Raw genomic sequence first — 26,107 nt, 5'->3', positions numbered from 1 at the left:
AGAGATATCTAAACGCATTCCACAAGTTATAATTCTGTCTTTATAGCACTGATTAACAAGCTATTGAAAACATGCATTCTTTGTATTACAAGAGTACGTACTTAAGTATGTGTTAAATGTACACTTTTATACCCCAAAAGTACGTACTTTATGTATACAAAAGTATATACTTTTGCATCTACAAAGACAGAGGTTAAAATATTCCGTTAACAATGTTAACGGAAAGTACTTCTTTTTCCTCGTTTCTTTATCCATATATAAAACCATTTTAATGGATTATACTTAAAAAACCTCTTTGATGCAATGGATTTCGCAACAGCTAATTTAGTAATCGTTTCTTTCCCGTATTTTTCTTCATCTGCCCTGGCAAGTTCCAAAGCCGAACATAGCAAACAATAGCCACATTTCAGATTTGAAAAAGAAAGGTCTTTCCAATCTCCCTCAGAGTCTATTTCTTCATAATAGACTCTCAAGAAATCATAAACATTCCCGGACTTTTCCATATCTGTTTTCATCAGACAGGGACAATCATGAGTATCAAAAATCCATTTCATGGTATCTGATATATAGTGGAATGTTCCTTGTCTGAGTAGTCTATCCGTTCAAACAACTCATGCAGACACATGATACGAACCGCTTCTTTATCTGCTATTTTACAACACTCTGTTTCAGATATTTTTATTCGGAGATTCCGGATTGTTTCATCCTGTCGCTCAATACGTATCCACATCATGGCGATGACAGACAATAACATAAAGTATAATAGAATAGCTACTATGCCAACGATGTGAAGTTCTCCCGATAAAGAAAAGCTGTGCCTCATATTGTTTGTTTTTAAAGTTAGAAATGGGCACAAAAAAACGCACCCAATTCAATTTAGTCCCCAGAGGTGCAGCAAACAACCCAGATAGCATAAACCGAACGGATGCGCATATCGTAGTTGTAGAACATACGAATGGCTGTTCGGTTTAACTTGCTATCTCTTTTAAGTTTGCTGCTTTCCGGGAGACGGTTAAACCAAATAATGATGTATGATACTCGATTCAAGAGTATCACTGCAAATATAGCGAAAAGAAATTACTTTCATCCACATTATCTAAAAAAAAGTCGTAGCTTTGCAATAACTTAAAAAACAGAATGATATGGTACAGCCGGACAAATATATACGGTTTGATTGGGCGATAAAGAGACTCCTCCGCCAAAAAGCCAATTTCGGTGTGTTAGAAGGTTTTTTAACCGTTTTATTGGGCGAAGAGGTGAAAATCATCGAGCTACTGGAAAGCGAAAGCAATCAGCAGACCAGTGATGATAAGTTCAACCGTGTAGACATCAAAGCACGTAACAGCAAGAATGAGATTATCATTGTAGAGATTCAAAACACCCGTGAGCTCTATTATCTGGAACGCATTCTCTATGGAGTAGCAAAAGCGATCACAGAACATATCTCCCTTGGTGAACGCTATTATGAGGTGAAAAAGATTTATTCTATCAGCATCTTGTACTTCGACATCGGTAAAGGGAACGATTATCTGTACCACGGTCAGAACATCTTCACAGGAGTGCATACAGGAGACCGCCTTGAGGTGACCACTAAAGAGAAAGATGCCTTAGTACATAAACTGCCTGCCGAAGTTTTTCCGGAATACTTCCTGATTCGTGTAAATGAATTCAATAAAGCAGCCGTCACTCCTTTGGAAGAGTGGATTGAATATCTGAAAACAGGATGTATCCGTGCCGATACCAAAGTTCCCGGCCTGGAAGAGGCTCGTGAAAAACTGATCTACTACAATATGCCTAAGGAAGAACGACATGCTTATGATGAACATCTGAGTGCCATGATGATACAAAATGACGTATTGGATGGGGCAAAACTGGAAGGACTCATAGAAGGGCGTATGGAAGGACGTGTAGAAGGGCGTATGGAAGGGTGTATGGATATGGCACGTAATTTAAAGAAATTAGGAATCTCTACAGCTATTATCATGGAAAGTTCCGGGTTGTCAGAGAAAGAAATAGAAAAATTATAACCAATATAAAGCTGCCTTTTTACTATAAAGAAGGCGTATACCAATAATAGGTTCTTTTATTCTTTTGATTTAAGATTTGCAAGTGCTCAACTCAATAGTTACAGACTTGAGCACTTGCGAAAGTTAAGTTATTTATTAAAGCCTTTCTCAGTATGAACTACATTCTCTATATCAATTAAACCAATAAAAAACAATTTATCCTACTTCTCCCCGTCTCAGAGGAAGTCATACAATCCACTCAACGACTAATTATACTTTTTCCCAAGATTGTCTCTATACTCAGTTGGCGTCATACCCAGTTTAGACTTAAAGCATTTACTGAAATAGCGCGGATCATTAATACCTACCATATAGGAAATCTGCGTCATATTGAACTCACCTGTTTCTATCAATTGGGCGGCACGGTTGATACGCATCTCTTTTATAAACTCAATCGGAGCCAAGCCCGTCAGTGTCTTCAGTTTTTTGAAGAAAACAGAACGGCTGACTGCAACTTCCCGCACCAGATCATCCACCACCAGATCACCGTTATCCATATTTGCCTCCATCAGTTCAACCAGTTTATCCATAAACTTACGGTCGTTGGGAGACATATCCGGAAGCTTTTCTTCCTCTGTAGCAGCTTCTTCTGAGGTTGATAAAGAAGAAACATGCGTATTATTCATCAGATTGTCTCTATAAAGACTTTGCAGTTTCCGACGCTGGGAAAGCAGATTCTCAACACGTGCCTTCAGGTAAGTAGCGCTGAAAGGTTTCGTTATATAATCGTCTGCACCATACTCCAACCCTTCCAACTTACTTTCGATGGAAGTCTTAGCCGTCAGCAAAACAATAGGGATATGGCTGGTAGTCATATCGGCACGCAATTCTTTAGTCATCTCGATACCGTCTTTCTCGGGCATCATGACGTCGCTGATAATAATATCCGGCACAAACTTAAGTGCTTTACTCCAACCCTCCATGCCGTCTGCGGCTTCTACCACACGATACGTTGAGGAGAAAATAGTACGTAGAAATACACGTAACTCCTGGTTATCTTCTACCAATAGCATTACCTCCTTATTGGAAGTCTCCTCCGACTCTTCATCCTGTATATCCTCATCCGGGTTAACAATCGGAATTACGGAAGCCGTAGCATCCATCACAGGAGCAGGAATAGTCATGGATGAAGAAGTAGCAGAATCTTCCAGAATAAATTCTACCGTATCGTCATAATGCTCTTTTCCTTTGAGGAAATCCACTTTGAAACAGCTACCTTCACCCAGCTTACTATCAACAGAAATAACAGCTTTATGCATCTCTACCAACTCTTTCACTAATGAAAGGCCGATGCCGGTACTTGCCTGATTGAACAGATTCTTATCTACCAGGTTTTCAAAGCGGACAAAAAGAGATTTCTTCTTATTCTCAGCAATACCAATACCTTGATCCTGTACTCCTACAGAAACTGTTCCTTCATCTTCATGAATAAACACACGGATCAATTTTCCGCCCGGTGTGTATTTAAAAGCATTAGAAAGCAGATTAAAGACAATCTTCTCTAACTTATCTTCATCTACCCAAAGGTAAAGTTCATCCTTTTCTGTTTCAAACAGAAAATCAATGTTGTGCTCCTCGGCCAATGATTCAAAATTATCCATCACTTTACGCACAAAAGCTACTACATTGACACGCTGTACCTGCATCTTCATCTTCTTATTCTGAATCTTTCGGAAGTCAAGAATCTGATTGACCAGATGAAGCATGCGATTTGTGTTACGCTCCACAACCACCAACTGTTCACGGGCATCTTCCGGTAATTTAGAATTCTTCAATACATACTCTACAGGTCCGGCAATAAGTGTCAGTGGAGTACGAAGTTCGTGAGATATATTGGTAAAGAAACGCAGCTTGATATCCGAAACCTGCTGTTCTACAGACACTTCATGCTTCAACCGATAAATGGTAAAGAGGATATAGACAGCCACAAAGATCACAAGCAGAATAAACAACACATAAAGGAAATAGGCCAGTGGGGTTTCCCAGAATGACGGTAGTACTACGATGTCGAGAAACCGGGTATTGTCCACCCACACACCGTCACTATTGGTAGAACGTACTTTAAATGTATAGTGTCCCTTCGGCAAGTTAGTATAAGTGGCATTACGCAGCCGGTCGGCATACGTCCACTGATGTTCAAAACCTTCAAGAATATAAGCATACTGAATATTCTGTGGATTCGTATAATCGAGTGCTGCATACTGAATGGCAAAAATATTTTCTTTATGAGAAAGTACCAGTTCTTTTGTATCATCCAAACCTACCTTCAATACTGATCCTTCGCCCGGAACAATGTCCTGATTGGCTATCACTAACTTAGATAATACAATGGGAGGTACAAAGCGACTCTTGTTGATAGAATCAGGATCGAACATGAAAATACCATTACTGGCACCGAAAAGCATTTTTCCTTTGGAGGTAACAGCCGAAGCTGCTTCACTGAAGCGTACACGGAAAGTGATGCTACGGTCATCATAATTTTCAAAACGCTCTTCGCCGGGAATGAATTTACTAATACCATTCTCCGTACTCATCCATAAATTCTGCTTCTGATCCTCACGAATGGAAAGCAGCACATCAGAAGGCAATCCATCAAGTACAGAATAAGACTTGAATACTCCGTTTCCATTTTTGTCAATGGAAAGAAGTTTGTTGAGACCTCCTCCAAAAGTAGCAAGGTAGAGCTCCTTCTTTTTCGTAGCAATAATCCAGTGCACGTCATTATTACTCAGGCTCTTTGCATCATTCGGATTACGGGAGAAGTGATGGAACTGAATCTCTTCGGGAGTTTTAAAATTCTCATCAAAGGCAACTGCTCCGGCTGTGGTTCCCACCCAGAGATGTCCATTGTTATCCGAAGTAATAAAACGGGTTTTATAGCAAAGATCAATCGGATATCCTTTTAGGTTATTACGGTGATTAACGAAAATAGTATTACCTGCTTTGTCTTTTGATATATAATTAATTCCGTTGGCAAAGGTTGCTACCCAAATTCTTCCGTTATGGTCCTCATAAACGCAATACACATTATCATTACTCAGACTATACATATCATCTTCATCATACCGGTAACGGGATAGTTTGTAAGATAGTCCATTGGGTGCAACCGACTCGGCACGTACCAGTCCATCTCCCTTTGTAGCAATCCAAAGTACTCCTTTGGAATCCTGTGTTATATCATAAACCGTACCTTTCATTGGTACACCGGAAAGTGAAACATTACCTGTTTCGGTCAGAAAGCCCAAATATTTATGGTTTGCATCATACACACGAAGACGCCCGTCTTTCAATCCAACCCATATATTTTTATGTTTATCCTCACAAAGTGCACGTACTTCATTGCTTAATGATTCATAACTATGTTCTTCGGGAGTCAGCATACTAAACTGAACCGATCGAAAAGTAACCTTTTCTAATCCCTTTGAATGAGTACATATCCACAGATTACCCTGTTTGTCCGAAAAAGTAGAATGAATTTTATTGGAGAAACGCCAATCGCTACTTCCTAACTCATCATAGAAAGGTACAAGACACTGCTCTTTACGGTCGTAAAAAGAGAAACCTCCACCATAAGGGTGCACCCAAAGGTATCCATTAGTATCTTCGTGAATATGAAAGGAAGGGCGCGAACGATCGGCAGCAGTAGGTTCTACACGTATCTGCTCCCGTTTTAATATTCCGGTAATCGGATTAAAATGCACCACTACTCCGGGTTCTTCCTGTTCAAACCATACTTCTGAAGATTTGTCTACATAAGCTGAAATAATAGGTGCGGAAGGCAAATTACGACAAGTAATATGAGAATAATGTACGTGTTCTTTAGTTTTCAGATTGTAGGTAAAAAAACCATCGGTAGAAGTGGCTATAACGACCTTATCCCCCCCCACCGCGCTGATAGCAGCAATACGCGAACGGGTAGGAAGTTCAAGTAACTCAAACTGGCCGTTCTTTTTTTGGTAACGCCACACGCGCCCTCTATCCGAACCAAAACAAATCTCCGTATCATCCTCCTGTACAGCGTAAAATGCCTGTTTAGGATCAGAAAACCGTTCTTTAGTCTCTACAAAATAAGAAACCGGATTTTTCTCTCCCGGACGAATCAGCCCTAAACCATTATCCGTCAGTATCCATTCATTATTGTTAGCATCCTGATATACTTTAAAAACTTTCGTAGCAGGGAAAAGACCGGATTTTGCCGAATAAATATCAGTCGAGAGATGATTTGTCCCTGCAAGAGTAGTCACACGAATGGCACCATCATTTTCGGTGAGCAGCCAAACGGTTCCGCAAGGAAGTACAGTGATCGTATTTACATTGGAAGTACTCCCCGGTTGGCCGGCAGCAGGCACTTGTTCGAAAGTCTCCGTACGCGGATCAAAACGATGAGCACGGTTATCATAAGTCAGCAACCACAAAAAACCGCTGGGGTCTTCGTACATTCGGTCTACACGATTGTTAGTCAGGCTGATAAAACTTCCCTGGCGTGCCTTATAGGTTTTAAAAGAGTATCCGTTGAAGCGGTTTATCCCATCCCAGGTAGAGAACCAGAGATTGCCTTTATGGTCTTGCAAAATGCTCATTACAGTGTTCTGAGACAGACCTTCCTCCGAAGAATAATGGGTGAAGAAACAGCTACGCTGGGCATCAGTCGCCAGCGCGATACTCAAAAATGTTATCAGAAATAAGATTCTTCTCATCATTTTATAAACTTCCATGCTGTAAAGATACAAATTAAACCGAATTTCACTCCATTTTTGTGTACTTTTTAACAAGGTATTAGCATGAGAAGGAGCAGGTAATGTGGTAAGCTACAAGCTAAAAACAGCTTTGTGCTTTCTCAAAAAGGTACGTTTCTTTTCTCAGTGCACAGAATCTAAGCAGGAATTTAATTTGCAAGTTGCTTATTAAAGAATGCCAGTATCTCCTCCTGCATCTCTTTACTACAGAAGTGAGGTAAATCCCATAGTCTAGTAATCAGTTTATCATCGGCAGACTGGCTCTTCCAGACCCGGTGCAACTGTGCATAAGCATCTTCTACAGCCAGAACCGGGAAAAGTTTATCCTTCCGTCCGTTAAAAAAAAGCATCGCTTTGGGGCAGGCTATAGAAGCAATGTGCGGATAATCCAGATAGCGCCTTAATCCGGGAAGCACATTGGCATAATTAGAATCTCCTTTACCACGCCCATAGTCGGGAGAAAGTTGATACTCCGTCGTAGTAAGCCAACAAACAGCCGCTCCGGCTTTTATTTTATCAGACAGAGCCGAAAGCATCCAGGATCGATAGGCACCCATCGAGAATCCCATACAACCGATTCGACCGGCATCTACTTCTTCCAAAGAAGCTAAAAAATCGGTGGTATACATATCTTCATAAGAGATAAATCCACTCCAACTACGTCCCAACATCTCAAAGCTACAAGCCAATGCCTGCTGACTTTCATAACGTACGCCTTCCTTACGCCCGCGTTCTCCCCAGAAAAGGGCATCAATAGAAATCACTACGTAGCCTTTGGAAGCCAGATAATCACCTACATACTGATCATCATAACATTGATGTACCCATTTGTCAGCGTCCGACAACACAAGAGAATCGACACCAAAAGGACGAATCATTTTTTCTTTTCCAATGGAGAAATGCGCTCCGTGGTCGTGGAGTAATACGACGGCAGGAAAAGGTCCTTCCCCCTCAGGTACCAATAAATAGGCAGGTACACGGGAATAGGCAGAAAGATTGAAACGAATCTTACGGGCTTCATATCCGGAACGATGCTCTATAGACACTACCTCCATATCATATTTGCTGGCAACAGGAGGCGGAGTTAACATGGCTTCCAATACAGTAGCACGAGCGGTTTTCCGCCAAATGGGAAAATCCTTCAACGGACTATTTCCCCAAGCCATAGGATAGGTAAGCTCCTGTTTTATCTGATCGAGGAAAACAGGATAATCTTTCTCTATTTCATAAGAAGACACCTCTTGTGCCGTACTTGCTAATGAAACAAAGATCAATAAGCAAAAGCAGATTCGTTTCAACATTCGCATTTACTTTTATTATCGCACTACTTTTACCAATGCATTTCCATTCTTTACCGGATTCCATCCATCTTCTCCAACTAAGGTTTCTTCTATCTGGTATCCTTTCAGATTTTTGAGCTGATGAGAGAAAGTGGCACGGCCCTTTGGATTGGCGCCCTCTCCGAAACTCTCATATTCGGCATAGAATACCGTTTTCTCTGCATCCTTTTTCCCCCAGTTATGCCATCCGGCAGGTTGTATGTGTTTGCCTAGATTGCAACGAATAAATACTGCCTGCGCATAGGGACGCCATGGACGGGAAAGATAAACACCTTTCACGCCATCATCGGCAGTGAGCGTACAGTCATAGAACACATAGCCATACTTCTTTCCTGCATCCGTAGAAGGGGCTGTAACATACCCATCTCTCTTGCTATGAATATGGCAACGATTGAAGACAGCAGTAGACCAACCAAATATAAAATCGACAGAACCTTCTATATAACAGTCTTCATAATACTGACGACTGTTTTTTCCGTATGTATAAAGGGTATCCTGGAAACCAAGAAACCGGCAGTTTTTAAAAAAGATCCGATCAGCAGAAACAAAACAAGCTACGGCTTGCCCAACAGGTCCGGCAGTATTTTCAAAGGTGATGTTCTCCGCATAAAAATCAGGAGCATAAATATAGCAGGTAGATGATCCGGAAGTTCCTTTGGTCTCTCCAAAAACATTCTTCTTATTGGCATAATCATCATAAGAAATCACAGCACCTTCCTGTCCTATCAGTGATATATTAATCTTACTCTCGGGTATTACCACCTTTTCTTTGTATATACCTTTGCGAACAAGAATAGTAGTACGCACATCCTTACGGAAATCAGGCACCGCATCTATAGCCTCCTGGATAGTGAAGAAATCACCACTGCCATCCTGCGCCACCACATAATTGTAATGACGGACATACTTTGCCAGCTCAGGAACTGCTTTTGCAATGGCATCTACCGCCAAACCGGCTACTACACGTCCCCCATATACATTGAGATGTGTATTATCTTCACGTCCTTTCGGGAAAGCCGGTACTTTATTGGGGGCTACCCACATGAATAGTTTTTTAGATTCTACCGGTCCCAACCCCTGCACCAGATCATGAGTAATCTTATTCATGTCAATAAAGGCCACTCCCAACTCTTTTGCCACATTGCGGGGAGACTCAAGATAGGCACCATGTGTATCAAATAAAGTATCACCCTCCTGAACCGGTTCTGTTTCTCCGGCATCGTGGCGTGTATCCTTGGTTATACTTGCATCCAGCGGACGGACAAAATTACGACGTACAATTGCATTGCAAAGGATGGGTATTCCTCCTTTCGCCCGGGTTTCATTTACAAAACGGCGCAGATTAGCGTCAAAAGTTGTTCCAGGTACAGTGTGCCGGTCCTCTTTGGGCTTTTCATCGTTATGTCCGAACTGAATAATAACATAATCGCCTTTATTCACCTGGGAAATCACTTTGTCCCAACGTCCTTCATCAATAAAGCTTTTAGAACTACGTCCGTTTACCGCATGATTGTCAATACGTACCTCTTCACTGAAGAATCCGGGTAGCATCATCCCCCACCCACGTTCCGGATTGCCACCTGTGATATTTTTGTTAGCCATTGTGGAGTCGCCTATCATAAATATGGTAAGCACTGGTTTATCTGCTTTAAAAGCAGATAAGAGAAAGAAGATGCTCAATAGAGCTACCAGTTTGTTTTTCATTTTTGTCGAACTTATTTATATTGTTGTGCAAACTTACAGAGTTTTTAGCTGAATGCCGTATAAAAACCGTTGTTTTAGGTGGAATAATTGTATATTTGGACAGGTTTTTAAAATTTGAAGTATGAAAACAAGAAGTAAAACATTCATTTTAGAGAAGGAAAAAGTATGGGAACCGGCAGGTGAAGGGGTTGTTCGCCAGATTATGGGATACGACGGACAAGTGATGCTGGTAAAGGTAAAGTTTGAAGCGGGAGCTATAGGAACACCGCATACTCACTACCATACTCAGACTACATACGTGGCAAGCGGTAAATTCGAATTCACCGTAAACGGTGAAAAACAGATAGTAGAAACCGGAGACGGTATATATATTGAACCTGATGCAGAGCACGGATGCATTTGTCTGGAAGCCGGAATACTGATTGACTGCTTCAGTCCGATGCGGGCAGACTTCCTAAAATAAAAAGAAATAGAGGGTGCACAGGGAAACTGGTACACCCTCTTCTGCAAAGAACATCATCCCCGTAAGTCATCACGACTTTACTGCGGAGGGGAGACTTCTCTTTTATTCTATAATTACCATTTTTTGATTTTCCACCAATACGGAATTGTAGAGGTATATAGGTATATAAGAGTAGAATTCTATTTTCTATGCTTCTTATAGTTATCAAAAGGTAACAACGGACCCTCATACCATCATCGGATACAAATCTATGGGAGATATCGTTCTATGTTGGGTAGAAACTGATTAATTATGTGGAAATATTGTGCTCTTTCAACTATTTATACGGATACCAATTGCTACTATCGGTGAAAATATTCTCAATAGTGTAACGCAAAGCTTCTTTAGGGGTCAATTGTTTTGCCCACTTCACTCTCCCGGCGGTTACAGCGCCCTCACCGGTATTTCCAAACTCAGCATAACGGGCTGTCTTTTCATTTGCTTCATTGCGCCAATTGTCCCACCCTTCAGGACGGATATGACTTCCAAACTCACAATTGAGGAAAGTAGTAGATGCATAAGGACGCCAGGGACGCCCTAAATACACTTTAGTTACCCCGGGAGCAGCCGTTAGTTTACAGTTTTTGAATACATAACCGAACGCTACATTTTCAGGAGTAGAAGCTGCTGTTATATAAGAATTTCGCTTACTATGGATAGTGCAACGCTCAAAGAGAGCAGTAGCAGGACCAAAGATAAAATCGGTAGTTCCTTCTATGTAGCAACTGGTAAACAGCAAACGCGCCCCTTCTCTACCTGTATATATCGTATCCTGATTTCCCAGAAAACGGCAATGGATAAACATCAACCTGTCACCTTCTGTATGTAGCGCTACCGCTTGCCCAAGCGGAGCTGCATTATTTTCGATGGTCAGGTTCTTGAAAGTAATGTCATTTCCTTCTACCTTAATAGTATAAGTGCGAAAAGTACCCATCTTATTAATATTGGCATGATCATCATACGTAATAATAGTACCCTCGGCACTCTCACCTACCAGTTGTACATTCTTAACCCACGAAGGAATAACCAGTTTTTCTTTATAAATCCCATCCTTTATATATATAGTAACGGTGTAATCCATAAAAGCACGAACAGCCTCCACCGCCTCCTGAATAGTACGATATTCTCCGGTACCATCACGCGCCACTACAATCGTATCTTGTTTCTGCTGTGCTTGTACCGTTCCGATACAAGCCAACAGCAGCAACAGACCTACTCTCACTAACCTTCTCATTATTTCTTCTGTAAACGTTCATACTCAAGACTCGCCATAATGAATGGCCCTACAGCTTTCGGGTCATTATCACGAATCGTCTCATTAATATAATAATCATAATCTCCCGAACGATAGTTCTTTCCACCCAGTCCGGCAACGGCACAGGCTTTCGTTATGGTCACCAAACCGTCATTGTCTACTTCGATAAAGTTATCCAGAATCCCTTTATACCCCTTCAATGCCACATCCAGGTAAGACTGATCGATGTATCCCATACGTACCGCTTTGAATAGAGCATACACAAACATAGTCGAACAGGAAGATTCAAGATAATTTCCTTTTTCACCACTCTTGTCGAGCACCTGATACCACAATCCGGTTTTCGGATCCTGAATTCGTTTCACCTGAGTTGCTATATTATTAAGGATAACAAGCATTGAATCACGCCCTGCTTCATGTTTCGGAATGAAATCGAGTGCATCTACAAAAGCCATTGCATACCACCCCATAGCACGTCCCCAACTATGTTTCGATTGTCCTGTTACGGGATCGGCCCAACGTTCTTTACGACTCACATCACAAGCATGGCGATACAACCCATTCTGCGGATCATAAGTGTGACGGGCTACAGTAATAAACTGATTCACTACATCTGCATAATCCTTCACCTGATTGTTGCGAAAAGCATATTCTGCGTAAAAAGGAGAAGCCATGTAGATACCATCGAGCCACATCTGATTGGGATAAATCTTTTTATGCCAGAAACCACCATCCTCATTGCGTGGATGCGTGTCAAGCTGACTACGCAACAAATCAATTGCTTTCTTATACTTCTCATCTTTAGACTCTTCATAAATACGGAAAAGGAATTTCCCGGAATTTAGACGGTCAATATTGTATTCATGCAATTTATAAGTAACAATGCTACCATCATTATGAATCATCGTATCAGCATATGCCAGTGCATAATCAACTATTTTTTTATCACCATATGCATCATATACATCGAGCATTGCCTGAAGCTCCAGTCCATGACAGTAGTCCCATTTCAGTTTAGGCTGAAAATCGAGTTGCCAGGATTCGGGACAACGAATCATCTCCGACTCCGTCATTCGAACGGACCAAGGCAGTTTATCACTTACTTTCTGAGCAGACAGAGAAACAGAACAGAGCAAAGTTCCCAGGACAAAAATTTTACAAATCGAATTCTTCTTCATTCTCATTTTGGTTATCGGTAATTAGATTTATTCCTTTAATGGGACAAAGATAGCGAGTCTTTTTTTATACGGTGTGTAGATTTCGATTCAAATAGTGTATTTATAAGTTTTCGTGCGCGCAAACATTAAATTCGTGTGCGATAACGTAGTTTTTTAGCGTTTTTGGACAATTTTGGTAGTATTCAGACAAAATTTACAGCAAAAGAGACAATAAATATGTTGATTTACATCAAATAATGTGTATTTTTGACCCCAGAATCAGAACTAATAATTTTAAATCATTTATCATGAGTACAATTCAAAATGCGATGGGTAAAATGACAAACTACAGATGGACCATCTGCGCTATGTTATTTTTCGCGACAACAGTAAACTACCTCGACCGTCAGGTGCTATCGCTGACGTGGGATGAATTTATCAAACCTGAATTCCACTGGGACGAATCACATTACGGTACTATTACCTCTGTATTTTCCATTGTATATGCAATCTGCATGTTGTTTGCAGGACGTTTCGTTGATTGGATGGGAACAAAGAAAGGTTTCCTTTGGGCTATCGGTGTATGGTCACTAGGTGCATGTCTTCATGCAGTCTGCGGTATAGTAACTGAGCATGTAGTGGGTCTTCACAGTGCTGCTGAGCTAGCTGCTGCAACAGGTACTGTTGTAGTCACTATTGCTACCGTTAGTATGTATTGCTTCCTGGCTGCCCGCTGCGTATTGGCACTCGGTGAAGCCGGTAACTTCCCTGCAGCTATTAAAGTAACGGCCGAATATTTCCCTAAGAAGGACCGCGCTTATGCAACTTCTATCTTCAATGCCGGTGCTTCTATCGGTGCGTTGATTGCTCCGTTAACCATTCCAGTTCTTGCTAAATTCTGGGGTTGGGAAATGGCATTCATTGTTATTGGTGCCCTTGGTTTCATCTGGATGGGCTTCTGGGTATTCATGTATACTCCTCCCGCAAAGAGTAAACACGTGAATAAGGCTGAGTTGGAATACATCGAACAGGACAAACACGAAATAGGTGGTACTTATGTAGAGGAAAAGAACGAAAAGAAGATGAAATTCTGGCAGTGTTTCAGTTACAAACAGACTTGGGCATTCGCTTTCGGCAAGTTTATGACAGACGGCGTATGGTGGTTCTTCCTCTTCTGGACTCCTTCTTATCTGTTCACACAGTTCGGTATCAAGACTTCAAGTGGTTTGGGTATGGGATTGATTTTTACGTTGTATGCAATCACCATGTTGTCTATCTATGGAGGTAAACTTCCTACTATCTTTATTAATAAAACAGGTATGAACCCGTATGCAGCCCGTATGAAAGCGATGTTGATTTTCGCATTCTTCCCGCTGGTAGTATTGCTGGCTCAACCGCTGGGTACTATCTCTCCATGGCTTCCTGTTATTATGATTGGTATAGGTGGTGCCGCTCACCAGTCCTGGTCAGCAAATATCTTCTCTACTGTAAGTGATATGTTCCCCAAAACAGCTATTGCAAGTATTACCGGTATCGGTGGTATGGCTGGTGGTTTCGGCTCTATGATCCTTCAGAAAGTAGCAGGTAACTTATTTGTATATGCTTCCGGTTCAACAATTGTAGACGGAAACGAAGTGGAAATGACACCAGACTTGCTGGCTCAGGGTGCACAGTTTGTACGTCCGGCTATGGAATTCATGGGATTCTCCGGTAAACCAGCCGGTTATTTCATTATCTTCTGCGTTTGCGCAGTAGCCTATCTTGTTGGTTGGATTGTAATGAAAGCTTTGGTACCGAAATACAAACCTATCGTACTGGAATAATCTTTCACACACAAGATTTATAAATAGCAAAGAGCTGTGTCAACGAATGGTTGATGCAGCTCTTTTTTTCCTTATCTTTGTCCCCCATGGAAAAAGAGGAAATCAAAGAGTCTTTCGACATCCTGCTCACTGCTTGTTGTACTCAGGATGACAAACTCGGCATAGCTTATAAACAAATGCGCGACCTGCTCGAGCGTCTTTGTCGTAGCCAAATGCCAAATGAAAGTCTGCAAATGACCGATCTGTCCGCACGAATCAGCTTCGTAGCAGCACGCATAGAATTATCCATTGCAGAACAAAACCGTTTACATACCTTCCGTCTCACTTCAAACGCTGTTTTAAACCGAAGAGAAGTTCCCCAACGAGAGAAACTACTGCGTGATGCGAAAACTATTGCCTTTTTCCTGAAGAAACTTTCCGGAACCGATATCCCCGAAACATTGTATCGGCTACTCCCTAAGGCAGATGCTACTTATATCGTTGCTCCACTGGCTCACAAACAAGTAGAAAGAATGCGGGTCTGTTTTCAATATTCAGATGAATTCTTTTTATATGTCAATCCGCTGGATAGTATTACCGACGAACCATTGCGAGTGCGATACAACATTCCACAAATAAATGAAGAGTTCACGGAAACCTGTAAACTTCTCTGGCGACATGCACAAATCAACCTCCTCGATGTGGCTATTGATAAGGAAGGAATACTCACTCCCTCTTTCATCGTTCTTGAACCGGATTACCTGATAGATATCAGTTCGCTGGCAGAATGTTTTCGCGACTACGGGCACCATCCCGCCAACTATCTGCTGGCACGTTTGCAACCCATAGAGAATGCACGTCCCTTACTCTTGGGAAATATTGCCAACCTCTTTTTAGACGAATGGATCCATGCGGACGGAGAAGTGGACTACCGTTCGTGTATGCAGAAAGCTTTCCGCCGTTACCCTATCGAACTGGCAGCTTGTGCCGATTTACAGGATAAGGAAAAAGAACGGCAGTTCTTTGACGACTGCAAAAAACATTTTGAACATATCCGGGAGGTAGTGACCGATACTTTCCACGCCCCCGGTTATGAAATGGATAAAACAGATGCCGTACTGGAACCTTCTTATATTTGCGAAGCATTGGGGTTGCAGGGACGTCTGGACTACATGCAGCGGGATATGTCATCATTCATCGAAATGAAATCCGGAAAAGGTGACGAATACAGTATCCGTAACAAAATAGAACCCAAAGAAAATAATAAGGTACAGATGCTTCTCTACCAGGCAGTGCTCCAGTATTCGATGAAAATGGATCACCACCGGGTAAAAGCTTACCTACTATATACGCGTTATCCGTTACTCTATCCCGCCCGCCCGTCATGGGCAATGGTACGTCGGGTTATCGATTTGCGTAATCGCATTGTAGCCGACGAATATGGTATTCAGTTACGTAACAGTCCGGAATATACAGCCCAAAAGTTACAGTCAATCAATGCCGAAACACTAAATGAACGAGGGCTTCATGGACGTTTCTGGGAACAATTCCTTCGTCCTTCCATTGATGTATTTGCCCAACGCCTCTCGGCACTCTCTTCTTTGGAGCAGGCTTATTTTTACACAATCTACAACTTCATCACCAAAGAGCTATACACCTCTAAATCAGGTGATGTAGATTATGAAGGCCGCACAGGAGCAGCCGCTTTATGGCTTTCAACACTGGCTGAAAAATGTGAGGCCGGAGAAATTCTATATGACCTTCGTATCAAAGAAAACCATGCTGCCGATGAACACAAAGCAAGTATTATCCTATCCAGAGGGGACATCCGGGAAGAAGCTCTACCTAATTTCCGCCAAGGGGATGCCATAGTCTTATACGAACGCAACACGGATACAGACAACGTCACCAATAAAATGGTATTCAAAGCCAACATAGAATCTCTCACCGAAAATGAAATACACATCCGGTTGAGAGCTACCCAACAAAATACGTCCGTCCTTCCTCCTGAAAGTCTGTACGCTATCGAACATGATACAATGGACACTACTTTCCGAAGCATGTATCAGGGATTGTCGGCTTTTGCATCGGCCACTCAAAAGCGCAGAGATTTGCTGCTTGCCCAGCGTCTTCCCGCTTTCGATGAAACTTTTTCCACCCGTATTTCTACTGCACCGGATGACTTCAGCCGTGTTGCTCTCAAAGCACAGGCAGCACAGGATTACTTTCTGCTGATAGGACCTCCTGGCACGGGAAAAACCTCTTGTGCCCTGAAAAAAATGGTGGAGACTTTCTATCAGGAAGAGAATACGCAAATACTTCTCCTATCATATACCAATCGGGCTGTAGACGAAATCTGTAAATCCCTCTCTTCCATACAGCCTGAAGTAGATTTTATCCGTGTCGGTAGTGAACTTTCCTGTGACGAAGCCTATCGCAACCACCTGATAGAAAATGAACTATCCCTCTGTAGCCGCCGTTCGGAAGTGGTGGAAAGGATCACCCGTTGCCGGATATTCGTAGGTACAGTAGCCTCTATCTCCGGTAAACCGGAATTGTTCAGACTAAAAACGTTTGATGTAGCCATCATTGACGAAGCCACCCAAATTCTTGAACCACAGTTGTTAGGTATTCTCTGTGCACGTAACACAACAGGCAACGATGCCATTGGCAAATTCATCCTTATCGGAGACCATAAGCAGCTGCCGGCCGTAGTTCTTCAACGAGAAGAGCAATCAGAAGTACATGACGAACAGTTGCGTGCCATCGGGTTGACAAATCTCAAAGACTCTCTCTTTGAACGTCTCTATCGAGCCGTTAGAGAATTGACAATGGACAATGAACAGTTGACAATTGACAGTGGACAATTGACAGTGGTCAATTGCGATGCAACATGCACACAGCGCAGCAACTGTCCACAGTCAATTGTCAACTGTCAACTGCCTAACTGTCAACTGTCCACTGTCAATTGTCAATTCTCCTTCGATATGCTTTGCCGGCAAGGACGTATGCACCCGGAAGTAGCCCTCTTTGCCAACCACACTTTCTACGAAGGGCGCCTACTCCCTGTAGGACTCCCTCATCAACAGGAAGATTCATCAGCCATTACCCGCCTTGCTTTTTATCCCTCCGAACCGGAACCTGCAGGTGCTTCCGCCAAAATGAATCACTCCGAGGCCCGTATCGCAGCCCGTTTGGCTCTGACAATCTATCAAAAAGAAGGAGCAGAGAACTTCAATACGACACGTACTTTGGGGATCATCACCCCCTATCGCAGTCAGATAGCACTTATCAAACAAGAAATAGCCCGGCTGAACATCCCTGCACTCAATGAAATATTGATTGATACTGTAGAGCGTTTTCAGGGAAGTGAACGGGATATTATTATTTATTCATTTTGCGTCAATTACCCCTATCAGCTCAAATTTCTCTCAAACCTGACAGAAGATAATGGAATATTGATAGATCGTAAATTAAACGTAGCCATGACCCGTGCCCGGAAACAAATGTTTATCACCGGAGTGCCTGATCTACTGGAACTAAACCCTATCTATCTGAGTCTGATAAAACTGGCAAATAAGCAAGTTTGTTTTAAATAACATTTGCAATCATTAGCCTTTATTCTTTCTTTATGCGGTTTATTAACACCTGAATAGCGAACAAACCGCTATATTTGCGCTACGTTTTTTTCATAGAGATTTAGATTTAAGGTTAGAAGAATTGCGGAAGTCGTGAGACTTCCCTTTTTTTCGCTTTAACGTTTACTGCCATAAAGAATTCATGATACATTGAATTCGCTTCAATCTAAAGGCAAGTAAACAAGAAAAGCCCCTTCGAGAGAAGAGGCTTTTTATGTTTCTCGCAAAGAGAAGTATGCCAGATGGTATTCATTATCCATTCGGATAGGCTATTCTACCGGTATACATATTTCCGTCAATAATTCTTCCGGAGGAGTCGATTCCGGACTATTCAGATAGGATTCATACCCACGTGAATTGCTGACTGTATAGCCACCCTGTGGTATCCAATGCCCGTAAATAGTGTCATATACGGCACCCAAATTAGCATAAGGTCCTTTGTAGCGAAATATCAGGTACTTTCCTCCCGGAATCTCTTTCACGCCAATCTCTCCTCTGGGTTGTGCAGGCGAGGGCACAGTAAAACAGACATCTGTCCGCAGATTCTTCGGTTCGGTCACCTTTGGATCATCATGGTAGATACAAATATATTCCATATAGCGGGTATCTATTTTCTCTTCGCTCACGTAAGCATATAATTTCTTCCATGCTTCGCAATATGCCAGAGCCATATACGCTCCTGTCAATCGGACATAAATTACCTGTTTCGGTTGCTGTTCGCGTACTTCCATTGTCACGTCCAGTGCCGGATTTATTTCTAATGGTTTCATAATAACGTGGTCTTTATTGTTTCTATACTCATTGGGTGAAATACCATAGAACTGCTTAAAGATTTTCGACAACGAAGAAGGAGAACCATAACCTATCTGATAAGCAATATCACTCACAGACATTGAACTGTAACGTAGTAACCGGGCTGCAGTCTCGATCCTTGTGCGTACAATAAATGCTCCCAACGGTTCATGCAAAAACGCTTTCATAATGCGGTGGAAATGATAGGGTGAGAAATGGGAAATTTCGGCCAGTTTTTCCAGGTCAATCTCTTCACCCAAATGATTGTTAATGTACTCAATCACAATATTGACACATCTGTGATACTCTTCAGTTGTTGATGTTCTTTGCTCCATATTCTTTGATTATTTCACACTGCAAAGATAGACGTACTTATCAAAGGAATCTTTTCCAATCTTGCTAATTTAGAAGATTATTATGTACTTTTGCCATAAACATACAAAAAAGATGAAAGATATAGAGATTATAGCATTCGACGCTGACGACACACTATGGAGCAACGAACCTTTCTTCCAGGAGATTGAACGGAAATTTGCCGATTTATTAAGCATATACAAAGACACTAAAGAAATTTCTGCCGAACTATTCAAAACAGAAATGAATAACTTAGAGTGTTATGGTTATGGAGCAAAAGGATTTACGCTGTCGATGATAGAAACTGCCCTGCGTATCAGTAACCACAAAGTATCAGCCGAAATAATAAACGAGATCCTGTCTTTGGGCAAGTCGCTGCTCAATATGCCGATAGAATTATTGCCAGGAGTAGAAGAAACCCTCCGAACATTAAAACAAAGCAATCGTCATCGGCTAATAGTAGCTACCAAAGGAGACCTGCTCGACCAACAGCGGAAATTGCAACGTTCGGGGTTGGCTTCTTATTTCGATTATGTAGAAATCATGTCGGACAAAACCGAAAAAGAATATGCTAAGCTAATAAATACACTGCAAGTACCCCCCGAAAAATTCATGATGATAGGTAACTCCCTAAAATCAGATATCCAGCCGGTATTAGCCATTGGCGGATACGCGGTACATGTACCGTTTGAGGTGATGTGGCAACACGAAGTTGTAGAAAACCTCGAGCATCCCAGACTCCGAAAGGTAAAAAGGATGGGAGAGATAGTGAGTAGTGATTAGTGAGCAGTGATTAGTAATTAGTGATTAGTGAGCTGCGCTATGATCCGCATGGCACTAATCACTAATCACTGCTCACTAATCACTCTTTTTATCCTTAATCATCAAGATACTCATTTCATAGAGCAAATAGAGAGGAATTGCCACAACGCTCAATGTAAACGGATCACCTGTAGGAGTAATGATAGCGGCGGCTATTACAATCACGACAATTGCATGCCGGCGATATTTCCGAAGAAATGTTTTATTGACAAGCCCCAGTAGTGATAGCAACCATGTGACCAAAGGCAATTCAAACGCCAGTCCCATACAGAGTACCAGCATCATAAAGTTATCTATATAAGAATTTAATGAGATTACATTCTCGATCTCCGTACTAAGCTGATAAGTGGAGAGGAAACGAAGTGTAAGCGGATAAACCATAAAATATCCCAGCAATACACCCAGAAAAAACATAACTGTACCTATACTAAGCGCTTTCCTCACACCACGCCTCTCTTTAGGATAAAGTGCCGGATTGATAAAACGCCATATTTCAAAGAAAATATAGGGCATAGCAGTCACTACCGACATCCAGAAAGCGGTAGACATATGTATAAAGAAAGGAGCTGCCAAATTGATATTTACCAGCTTTACTTGGAATTCCTGCGTAAAAAAGTCATCCGTCAGGTCAAACTTCTCACCAATATACCTCAACAGATCATAAAACACGAAGTCATTGTGGCAAGGAGCCAGCACTACGCTGTCAAATAAATAAGGCATAGCGATGAAATATCCCACCGCCAACACAAACCAGACTCCAATGACACGAAACAACACCCGGCGCAGTTCATCCAGATGGTCCCAGAAAGTCATTTCAGCCATGGTTATTTCTTATCCTTGTCCGTTGTTTTAGCCGGTTCGTCAATCTCGTCCTTCGCTTTATTGATTTCATCTTTCGCTTCATTCACACCGTCTTTGAAGCTTTTCACACCTTTACCAAGGCCACGCATCAGCTCGGGAATTTTCTTTCCACCAAAAAGTAACAGAATTACAAGTGCAATAATAATCCATTCGGAACCACTGGGCAGGAAGCCTAATAATAACAAGTTTATCATAAGATATATAGTATATATAAGTTTTTCGGGACAAATATAGTGATTTCACCACAGAGGACAAAACCTTTAACTCCTTTATGGAGTTAAAGGAAATGGAGAAGGGAGAATGGAGAGGGGAGAAGGAAAGAGACTGCGCTATTAGGCCGCATGGCACTTCTCCATTCTCCCTTCTCCCTTCTCCATTTCTTATTCCTGATAATACACCCTCTTCACCCGCGTAGAGATGCTTGTGAGGATTTCATAAGGAATAGTATCCAATGTATCCGAAAGCACAGTTATAGGCAGTTCATCACCAAAGATAATGGCTGCATCGCCCTCCTGGCAATCGATATCGGTTACATCAATCATACAGACATCCATGCAAATATTACCCACATAAGGCGCTTTCTTCCCATTCACCATACAATAAGCATGTCCACACCCTAAATGACGGTTCAACCCGTCTGCATAACCAATCGGAATAGCAGCAATACGCGAAGCCCGGGTCAGATGTCCTTTCCGGCTATATCCCACCGTATCTTCTGCGGGCACATCCCGTATCTGCAGAATAGTAGTTTTAAGCGTACTGACATTATTTATAATAGAGTTATCAATCGGGCTGACTCCATAAAGTCCTATACCCAACCGAACCATATCAAATTGTGCATCAGGAAAACGTTCTATTCCTGCCGTATTACAGATATGCCTCAGGATTTTATGCGGAAAAGCAGCCTGCAGCTCTTTGGAAGCCCGTTCGAATATCTCAATCTGACCACGTGTAAAAACATCGAACTGAGGAGAATCACTCCCTACAAAATGGGAGAATACCGAACGCGGAATCAGTGCATTCTGATTCTTCAACCGACGTATCAGCACAGGCACTTCTTCTTCGGAGAAACCCAAACGATGCATGCCCGTATCAAGTTTGATATGTACCGGGAAGTTTGTAATGCCTTCTTTCTCCGCCGCTTTTACCAGCGCATCGAGCAAGTGGAAGTTATAAACTTCAGGCTCGAGCTTGTAATCAAACATTGTCTTGAATGCAGTCAATTCCGGATCCATAATCATAATAGAAGAAGTAATACCCGCTTTACGCAGTTCCGCTCCTTCATCGGCCACGGCCACGGCCAAGTAATCCACCTGGTGTTCCTGCAATGTTTTGGCTATCTCATAAGAACCGGCTCCATAGGCCGAAGCCTTAACCATACATACCATTTTTGTTGCAGGCTGAAGCATAGAGCGATAATGATTCAGATTGGCCACCATAGCCCCCAGATTTACCTCCAGTATCGTTTCGTGTACTTTCAACTCCAACCTGTCAGAAACAAGATCAAAATTGAATGCACGGGAACCTTTAATCAATATCACCTCATCATGCAGATTTTGAAACACATCCGACTCCATCAACTCTTCCGTAGTATGGAAGAAGTACTTCTCTATCTCAAAACGGGCAGCACTGGAAAATATCTCCGGTCCCACACCTATTATTTTGTCAATGCCACGACTTTGTACCAATTGGGCTACCTTACGATAAAGAGTCGTGGTACTCTGTCCGGTCTCTAATATATCCGACAGGATGAGTGTACGTTTCATCCCTTTTCCTTTTACTTCAGAGCGCCTTACGAGAAAGTCAAGAGCAATATCAAGCGATGCCAGATCGGAATTATAACTATCATTGATAAGTACACATCCATGTTTTCCTTCCTTCACTTCAAGACGCATGGCCACAGGTTCGAGCCGCACCATTCGTTCTGTGATCTGATCGGCAGGCATCATCAGATAAAGACAGGCAGCAAGGCAATTCAGTGAGTTTTCAATAGAAGCATCATCAATAAAAGGAATACAGAAGGTATTGTCCATCTCCAGATAACGATAAGAAATTACCGTATGATCTTCCTTTTTTACCACCCTGCTTATATACAAAGGACGTTCTGCATCCCGGCAGCTCCATGCTATCTCACGGGCAGTGAGCATTGACTTACTCACACAATTGCTTATCAACTCATTGTCGGCATTGTAAATTACGACATCGCAATTTTTAAAAAGACTCAGTTTTTCCATACACTTCTCCTGCAAAGAAAAGAAGTTCTCCTGATGTGCCCCGCCAATATTAGTCAGGATGCCAATAGTTGGCTTTATCATATTCTGTAAAGCACGCATCTCTCCCATCTCAGAGATACCAGCCTCAAAAATTGCCAATTCAGCTTCTTCATTCATCTGCCATACAGAGAGAGGAACGCCGATCTGAGAATTATAACTACGAGGCGAACGTACAATCACCCGATCCGGACTCAACAATTGATGCAACCACTCCTTTACAATCGTTTTTCCATTACTTCCGGTAATGCCGATAACCGGTATCTGAAATCGTTCACGATGTAGTTCCGCCAACTTCTGAAGAGCCTTCAGAGGATTACCGACGATTAGAAAATTGACAGTTGACAGTTGACAATTGACAGTTGTTGCGCTGCCTGCATGCTGCATAGCAATTGTCAATTGTCCATTGTCAACTGTCAATTCATTAAACTCTTCCTGAGTGACAACAAAATTTCGTACACCACGTTCATAAAGCTCAGGAATATAACGTGCTCCTTTATTTCGTTTGGTAGTCAGGGCAAAAAAAAGAGTTTCTTCGGGGAAGCTGAGAGAACGACTGTCAGTCAACAGCCAGTCAATAGTTGCTTCATGGGTACCCACCCTGCGAGCACCTATACATTCGGTTATAGTTTCAATCGTATACAACATAATAATTATTCAATTTAATAATGTGCAAATATGCCAATGTACCATTCGGCATATCTTCGGAAAATATAGCGCAGCCAATTGGCATATTGGCACATTGGCATATTATTTCTACATTATTCAAACTCTAAGTACGGGTATTTTCGGTTAAGTCGTTCTATTTTTAACACAATTTGTCCTAAAAATCTTTTATGTTCCTCTGAGCCCGGATGAAAGGGGCGGTGTGCCTGCGCCTTGCGGATACTTTCACATTCTTCCATAATCTTTTTCGTTTCATCAGAGAAGAAAGCTTCGGAAAAACGTTCCCACAAATAACGGATAGCCACGGGAGACGGATGCAACATGTCATCGGCATAAAAACGATAGTCGCGAAGCTCGTCAAGTACAATCTCATAAGAAGGAAAATAGAAAACGAATTCAGGGAAAAGAGTTTGTAGTTGTTCGGTAGCCAGCAACAGGGTGGCTTTACTAATCTGATTGGCATGCATGCCATCGCGTATATGCCGGATGGGACTAACAGTAAGAAGTACTTTCAAGCCGGGATTCTGTTCCCGAAGTTCACGAAGCAGGCATGTATATTCCTTCACGATCTCTTCAACTGTAAGCTTTCGGCGTACAAATAACTTTTCCGGCTGTTTATGGCAGTTTGATACAATGCGTTTATTTTCTCCCTGTTCATACACCCAGGCTGTTCCCCAGGTGAGCAGCAGCCAATCGACATCCTTTATTCGGGCATGAGCCTGTTGCAAGCGCGTATTGATATTCTGTAATACATCATTCGGCAATGCCGCCGAAAATGCTCCGTGATGCATCGCACTATGCCAACAGTCGCGAAAGAAAAATAAATCGGAAGTCGTATATGTTTTTCCCGAAAGTATTTGTCTTAATGCCTCCGAGACAGATAACGGGTTATATAATATCCCAAAAGGGTTGATATCACAACGAAAGAAATTATCTTTCAGCAGATTGCCGATATTCTCTGCAAAACAGGACCCTAACAGTAATAATTGCCGGGCATGAGTGATAGGTGGCAATCCTTTGGGTAATTCAACGAGGGTGGTAAAGTTCATAATAATATACCAATTGAATAATATGCTAATGTGCCGATTGGCTACGTTGTATTTTACGAAACCACACCAAATGATAATCGGCACATTATTAATACGGCGAAAATATAGAAAAACTCCGAAACAGAGAAGAGGCAGATAAGTTTTTTAGCCGATAAGGTGCAGTATTTCTTCAAAGCCAACATTTATATAATCGTACGTACACCTTAATTTATTGAAATAATAAGCTAATTTTTATCTAAATGAAAATCGTAAATAACTCGAAAAGCATAAGGGTAAACCATCTCCTGAGAGTAACCAATTATAGCAAAACTGCTATCGCCGCCCTGACATTGACATTCGGCATAACGACATTTACTGCCTGCAGTAACGACGGAAATACGCCCGAAGTGATATCCGTAAAGGATGTAGAAGGTAGCTATGCGGGTAAAGCAAACATTACATTCATTGAATCGAGCACTTCACCAACCCCAATTCCCCAAATAGAAGTGGAGACCACGCTCAAAGAAGATACAATCTACTTCGGAAAATTCCCGACTGATGTCTTGATAACCAACATTGTGGGAGAAGAGAAAGCACCCGAAATCATTGAACTCGCAGGTGATATCAGTTATAAAGTAGGTTACAAACCGGCATTCAATGAAGGTTACACGCAAATATTGCAGACTTTAGATCCTAAACCTCTGAAATTTACAATCGAAATTCCTTCTAAAGAAGAAGGCCAACCGGATGTTATGGAAATAGAAGCAACGATTTCTGCTACGGACAAAGGAATATTCACCTATCAAGACAAGACACTGAAATTTAAACTGATAGTTGAAAGTGCTAAACTCAATGGAAAACCTTGCGAAGGTATCTCAATGGAAGATATAGTATTCGAAATGAATAAGAAATAGGATTCTTCGTCAATTTAGTTAGAAACAGAACCTTAATAGACTGATGAGCCAATCTTGTTAACATTGAGTGAAATGTCAGGATGGAATTAATAAATGTTTCAAAAAATGCAGTTAGCCTGTCTTTTTATTCTTATATGGCTAATTTCCATGACACCCTTATTCTAATTATTGCTGTAACTGGAGAATAAACTGCATAACAA

The 26,107-nt window shown here is 41.8% G+C and carries 17 protein-coding genes and 2 pseudogenes; 7 read left to right on the top strand and 12 right to left on the bottom strand.

Features of this window, described 5'->3' with window-relative positions:
• Positions 1-215: 215 nt before the first annotated feature.
• On the bottom strand, positions 216-554 hold the full coding sequence (locus K8P02_RS00920; protein WP_025867812.1) for a hypothetical protein: 339 nt from the start codon (positions 552-554) through the stop codon (positions 216-218).
• Entirely contained in the window at positions 551-823 is a 273-nt protein-coding gene (locus K8P02_RS00915; RefSeq protein WP_025867813.1) for a hypothetical protein, read from the bottom strand. The genes K8P02_RS00920 and K8P02_RS00915 overlap by 4 nt, the downstream gene beginning before the upstream one ends.
• A 319-nt stretch (positions 824-1,142) precedes the next feature.
• On the opposite strand from K8P02_RS00915, the gene K8P02_RS00910 reads away from it, so the two are divergent.
• On the top strand, positions 1,143-2,027 hold the full coding sequence (locus K8P02_RS00910) for an Rpn family recombination-promoting nuclease/putative transposase (RefSeq protein ID WP_025867814.1): 885 nt from the start codon (positions 1,143-1,145) through the stop codon (positions 2,025-2,027).
• A 245-nt stretch (positions 2,028-2,272) separates the two neighbouring features.
• Here K8P02_RS00910 and K8P02_RS00905 read toward each other — a convergent pair whose 3' ends face one another.
• The 3 genes from K8P02_RS00905 to K8P02_RS00895 form a co-directional block, all read right to left on the bottom strand.
• The gene (locus K8P02_RS00905; protein WP_007484132.1) at positions 2,273-6,763 is read right to left on the bottom strand and encodes a hybrid sensor histidine kinase/response regulator transcription factor; all 4,491 of its coding nucleotides are present in this window, start codon (positions 6,761-6,763) and stop codon (positions 2,273-2,275) included.
• Between the two features lie 188 nt (positions 6,764-6,951).
• A complete protein-coding gene (locus tag K8P02_RS00900; protein ID WP_025867815.1) occupies positions 6,952-8,103 on the bottom strand; it encodes a dienelactone hydrolase family protein in 1,152 nt (383 codons plus the stop codon).
• Between the two features lie 15 nt (positions 8,104-8,118).
• Positions 8,119-9,846 carry a pectinesterase family protein gene (locus K8P02_RS00895; protein WP_007484130.1) on the bottom strand — a complete coding sequence of 576 codons (1,728 nt, stop codon included), beginning with the start codon at positions 9,844-9,846 and terminating at the stop codon, positions 8,119-8,121.
• A 121-nt stretch (positions 9,847-9,967) separates the two neighbouring features.
• Here K8P02_RS00895 and K8P02_RS00890 point away from each other — a divergent pair, with 121 nt between their 5' ends.
• The gene (locus tag K8P02_RS00890) at positions 9,968-10,309 is read left to right on the top strand and encodes a cupin domain-containing protein (RefSeq protein WP_002559350.1); all 342 of its coding nucleotides are present in this window, start codon (positions 9,968-9,970) and stop codon (positions 10,307-10,309) included.
• A gap of 316 nt (positions 10,310-10,625) precedes the next feature.
• On the opposite strand, the gene K8P02_RS00885 is transcribed toward K8P02_RS00890, so the two are convergent.
• Positions 10,626-11,582, bottom strand: coding sequence for a pectinesterase family protein (locus tag K8P02_RS00885; protein ID WP_025867816.1), 957 nt, complete (start codon positions 11,580-11,582; stop codon positions 10,626-10,628).
• Positions 11,582-12,781 (bottom strand): glycoside hydrolase family 88/105 protein, encoded by a 1,200-nt coding sequence (locus K8P02_RS00880; RefSeq protein ID WP_002559348.1) that lies wholly within the window; start codon positions 12,779-12,781, stop codon positions 11,582-11,584. Before K8P02_RS00880 ends, K8P02_RS00885 begins: the two co-directional genes overlap by 1 nt.
• A gap of 287 nt (positions 12,782-13,068) precedes the next feature.
• Here K8P02_RS00880 and K8P02_RS00875 point away from each other — a divergent pair, with 287 nt between their 5' ends.
• From K8P02_RS00875 to K8P02_RS21865, 3 genes and pseudogenes are all read left to right on the top strand, one after another.
• A complete protein-coding gene (locus K8P02_RS00875) occupies positions 13,069-14,583 on the top strand; it encodes an MFS transporter (protein WP_002559347.1) in 1,515 nt (504 codons plus the stop codon).
• Between the two features lie 86 nt (positions 14,584-14,669).
• A pseudogene (locus tag K8P02_RS00870) lies at positions 14,670-17,378 on the top strand (AAA domain-containing protein); the annotation flags it as partial.
• Between the two features lie 159 nt (positions 17,379-17,537).
• Positions 17,538-18,161: pseudogene (locus tag K8P02_RS21865) on the top strand (DEAD/DEAH box helicase); the annotation flags it as partial.
• A 308-nt stretch (positions 18,162-18,469) separates the two neighbouring features.
• Here the strand turns inward: K8P02_RS21865 and K8P02_RS00865 are convergent.
• A complete protein-coding gene (locus tag K8P02_RS00865; protein WP_002559345.1) occupies positions 18,470-19,327 on the bottom strand; it encodes an AraC family transcriptional regulator in 858 nt (285 codons plus the stop codon).
• A gap of 112 nt (positions 19,328-19,439) precedes the next feature.
• Here K8P02_RS00865 and K8P02_RS00860 point away from each other — a divergent pair, with 112 nt between their 5' ends.
• On the top strand, positions 19,440-20,129 hold the full coding sequence (locus tag K8P02_RS00860) for an HAD family hydrolase (protein ID WP_025867818.1): 690 nt from the start codon (positions 19,440-19,442) through the stop codon (positions 20,127-20,129).
• Between the two features lie 75 nt (positions 20,130-20,204).
• On the opposite strand, the gene tatC is transcribed toward K8P02_RS00860, so the two are convergent.
• From tatC to K8P02_RS00840, 4 genes are all read right to left on the bottom strand, one after another.
• Positions 20,205-20,990, bottom strand: a complete 786-nt coding sequence (tatC, locus tag K8P02_RS00855) for a twin-arginine translocase subunit TatC (RefSeq protein ID WP_025867819.1) — start codon at positions 20,988-20,990, stop codon at positions 20,205-20,207.
• 2 nt (positions 20,991-20,992) lie between these two features.
• A complete protein-coding gene (locus K8P02_RS00850) occupies positions 20,993-21,223 on the bottom strand; it encodes a Sec-independent protein translocase subunit TatA/TatB (protein ID WP_002559342.1) in 231 nt (76 codons plus the stop codon).
• A 186-nt stretch (positions 21,224-21,409) separates the two neighbouring features.
• A complete protein-coding gene (locus K8P02_RS00845) occupies positions 21,410-23,947 on the bottom strand; it encodes a bifunctional UDP-N-acetylmuramoyl-tripeptide:D-alanyl-D-alanine ligase/alanine racemase (protein WP_223381889.1) in 2,538 nt (845 codons plus the stop codon).
• Between the two features lie 113 nt (positions 23,948-24,060).
• Positions 24,061-25,014, bottom strand: a complete 954-nt coding sequence (locus tag K8P02_RS00840; protein ID WP_025867820.1) for a GSCFA domain-containing protein — start codon at positions 25,012-25,014, stop codon at positions 24,061-24,063.
• Between the two features lie 239 nt (positions 25,015-25,253).
• Here K8P02_RS00840 and K8P02_RS00835 point away from each other — a divergent pair, with 239 nt between their 5' ends.
• Positions 25,254-25,907 carry a DUF4840 domain-containing protein gene (locus tag K8P02_RS00835; RefSeq protein ID WP_007484121.1) on the top strand — a complete coding sequence of 218 codons (654 nt, stop codon included), beginning with the start codon at positions 25,254-25,256 and terminating at the stop codon, positions 25,905-25,907.
• Positions 25,908-26,107: the final 200 nt, after the last annotated feature.

This window comes from Bacteroides nordii, assembly GCF_019930665.1.
GTDB classification, from domain to species: domain Bacteria; phylum Bacteroidota; class Bacteroidia; order Bacteroidales; family Bacteroidaceae; genus Bacteroides; species Bacteroides nordii.
This window is presented reverse-complemented; position numbering and strand designations above follow the sequence as displayed.

Bases quoted from the DNA above. Each gene is read 5' to 3' on its own strand.
- K8P02_RS00835 (WP_007484121.1), top strand. From the start codon at position 25,254: ATGAAAATCGTAAATAACTCGAAAAGCATAAGGGTAAACCATCTCCTG.
- K8P02_RS00905 (WP_007484132.1), bottom strand. From the start codon at position 6,763: ATGAGAAGAATCTTATTTCTGATAACATTTTTGAGTATCGCGCTGGCG.
- K8P02_RS00915 (WP_025867813.1), bottom strand. From the start codon at position 823: ATGAGGCACAGCTTTTCTTTATCGGGAGAACTTCACATCGTTGGCATA.
- K8P02_RS00900 (WP_025867815.1), bottom strand. From the start codon at position 8,103: ATGTTGAAACGAATCTGCTTTTGCTTATTGATCTTTGTTTCATTAGCA.
- K8P02_RS00850 (WP_002559342.1), bottom strand. From the start codon at position 21,223: ATGATAAACTTGTTATTATTAGGCTTCCTGCCCAGTGGTTCCGAATGG.
- K8P02_RS00845 (WP_223381889.1), bottom strand. From the start codon at position 23,947: ATGTTGTATACGATTGAAACTATAACCGAATGTATAGGTGCTCGCAGG.
- K8P02_RS00875 (WP_002559347.1), top strand. From the start codon at position 13,069: ATGAGTACAATTCAAAATGCGATGGGTAAAATGACAAACTACAGATGG.
- K8P02_RS00920 (WP_025867812.1), bottom strand. From the start codon at position 554: ATGAAATGGATTTTTGATACTCATGATTGTCCCTGTCTGATGAAAACA.
- K8P02_RS00840 (WP_025867820.1), bottom strand. From the start codon at position 25,014: ATGAACTTTACCACCCTCGTTGAATTACCCAAAGGATTGCCACCTATC.
- K8P02_RS00910 (WP_025867814.1), top strand. From the start codon at position 1,143: ATGGTACAGCCGGACAAATATATACGGTTTGATTGGGCGATAAAGAGA.
- K8P02_RS00890 (WP_002559350.1), top strand. From the start codon at position 9,968: ATGAAAACAAGAAGTAAAACATTCATTTTAGAGAAGGAAAAAGTATGG.
- K8P02_RS00860 (WP_025867818.1), top strand. From the start codon at position 19,440: ATGAAAGATATAGAGATTATAGCATTCGACGCTGACGACACACTATGG.
- K8P02_RS00895 (WP_007484130.1), bottom strand. From the start codon at position 9,846: ATGAAAAACAAACTGGTAGCTCTATTGAGCATCTTCTTTCTCTTATCT.
- K8P02_RS00885 (WP_025867816.1), bottom strand. From the start codon at position 11,582: ATGAGAAGGTTAGTGAGAGTAGGTCTGTTGCTGCTGTTGGCTTGTATC.
- K8P02_RS00865 (WP_002559345.1), bottom strand. From the start codon at position 19,327: ATGGAGCAAAGAACATCAACAACTGAAGAGTATCACAGATGTGTCAAT.
- K8P02_RS00880 (WP_002559348.1), bottom strand. From the start codon at position 12,781: ATGAAGAAGAATTCGATTTGTAAAATTTTTGTCCTGGGAACTTTGCTC.
- tatC (WP_025867819.1), bottom strand. From the start codon at position 20,990: ATGGCTGAAATGACTTTCTGGGACCATCTGGATGAACTGCGCCGGGTG.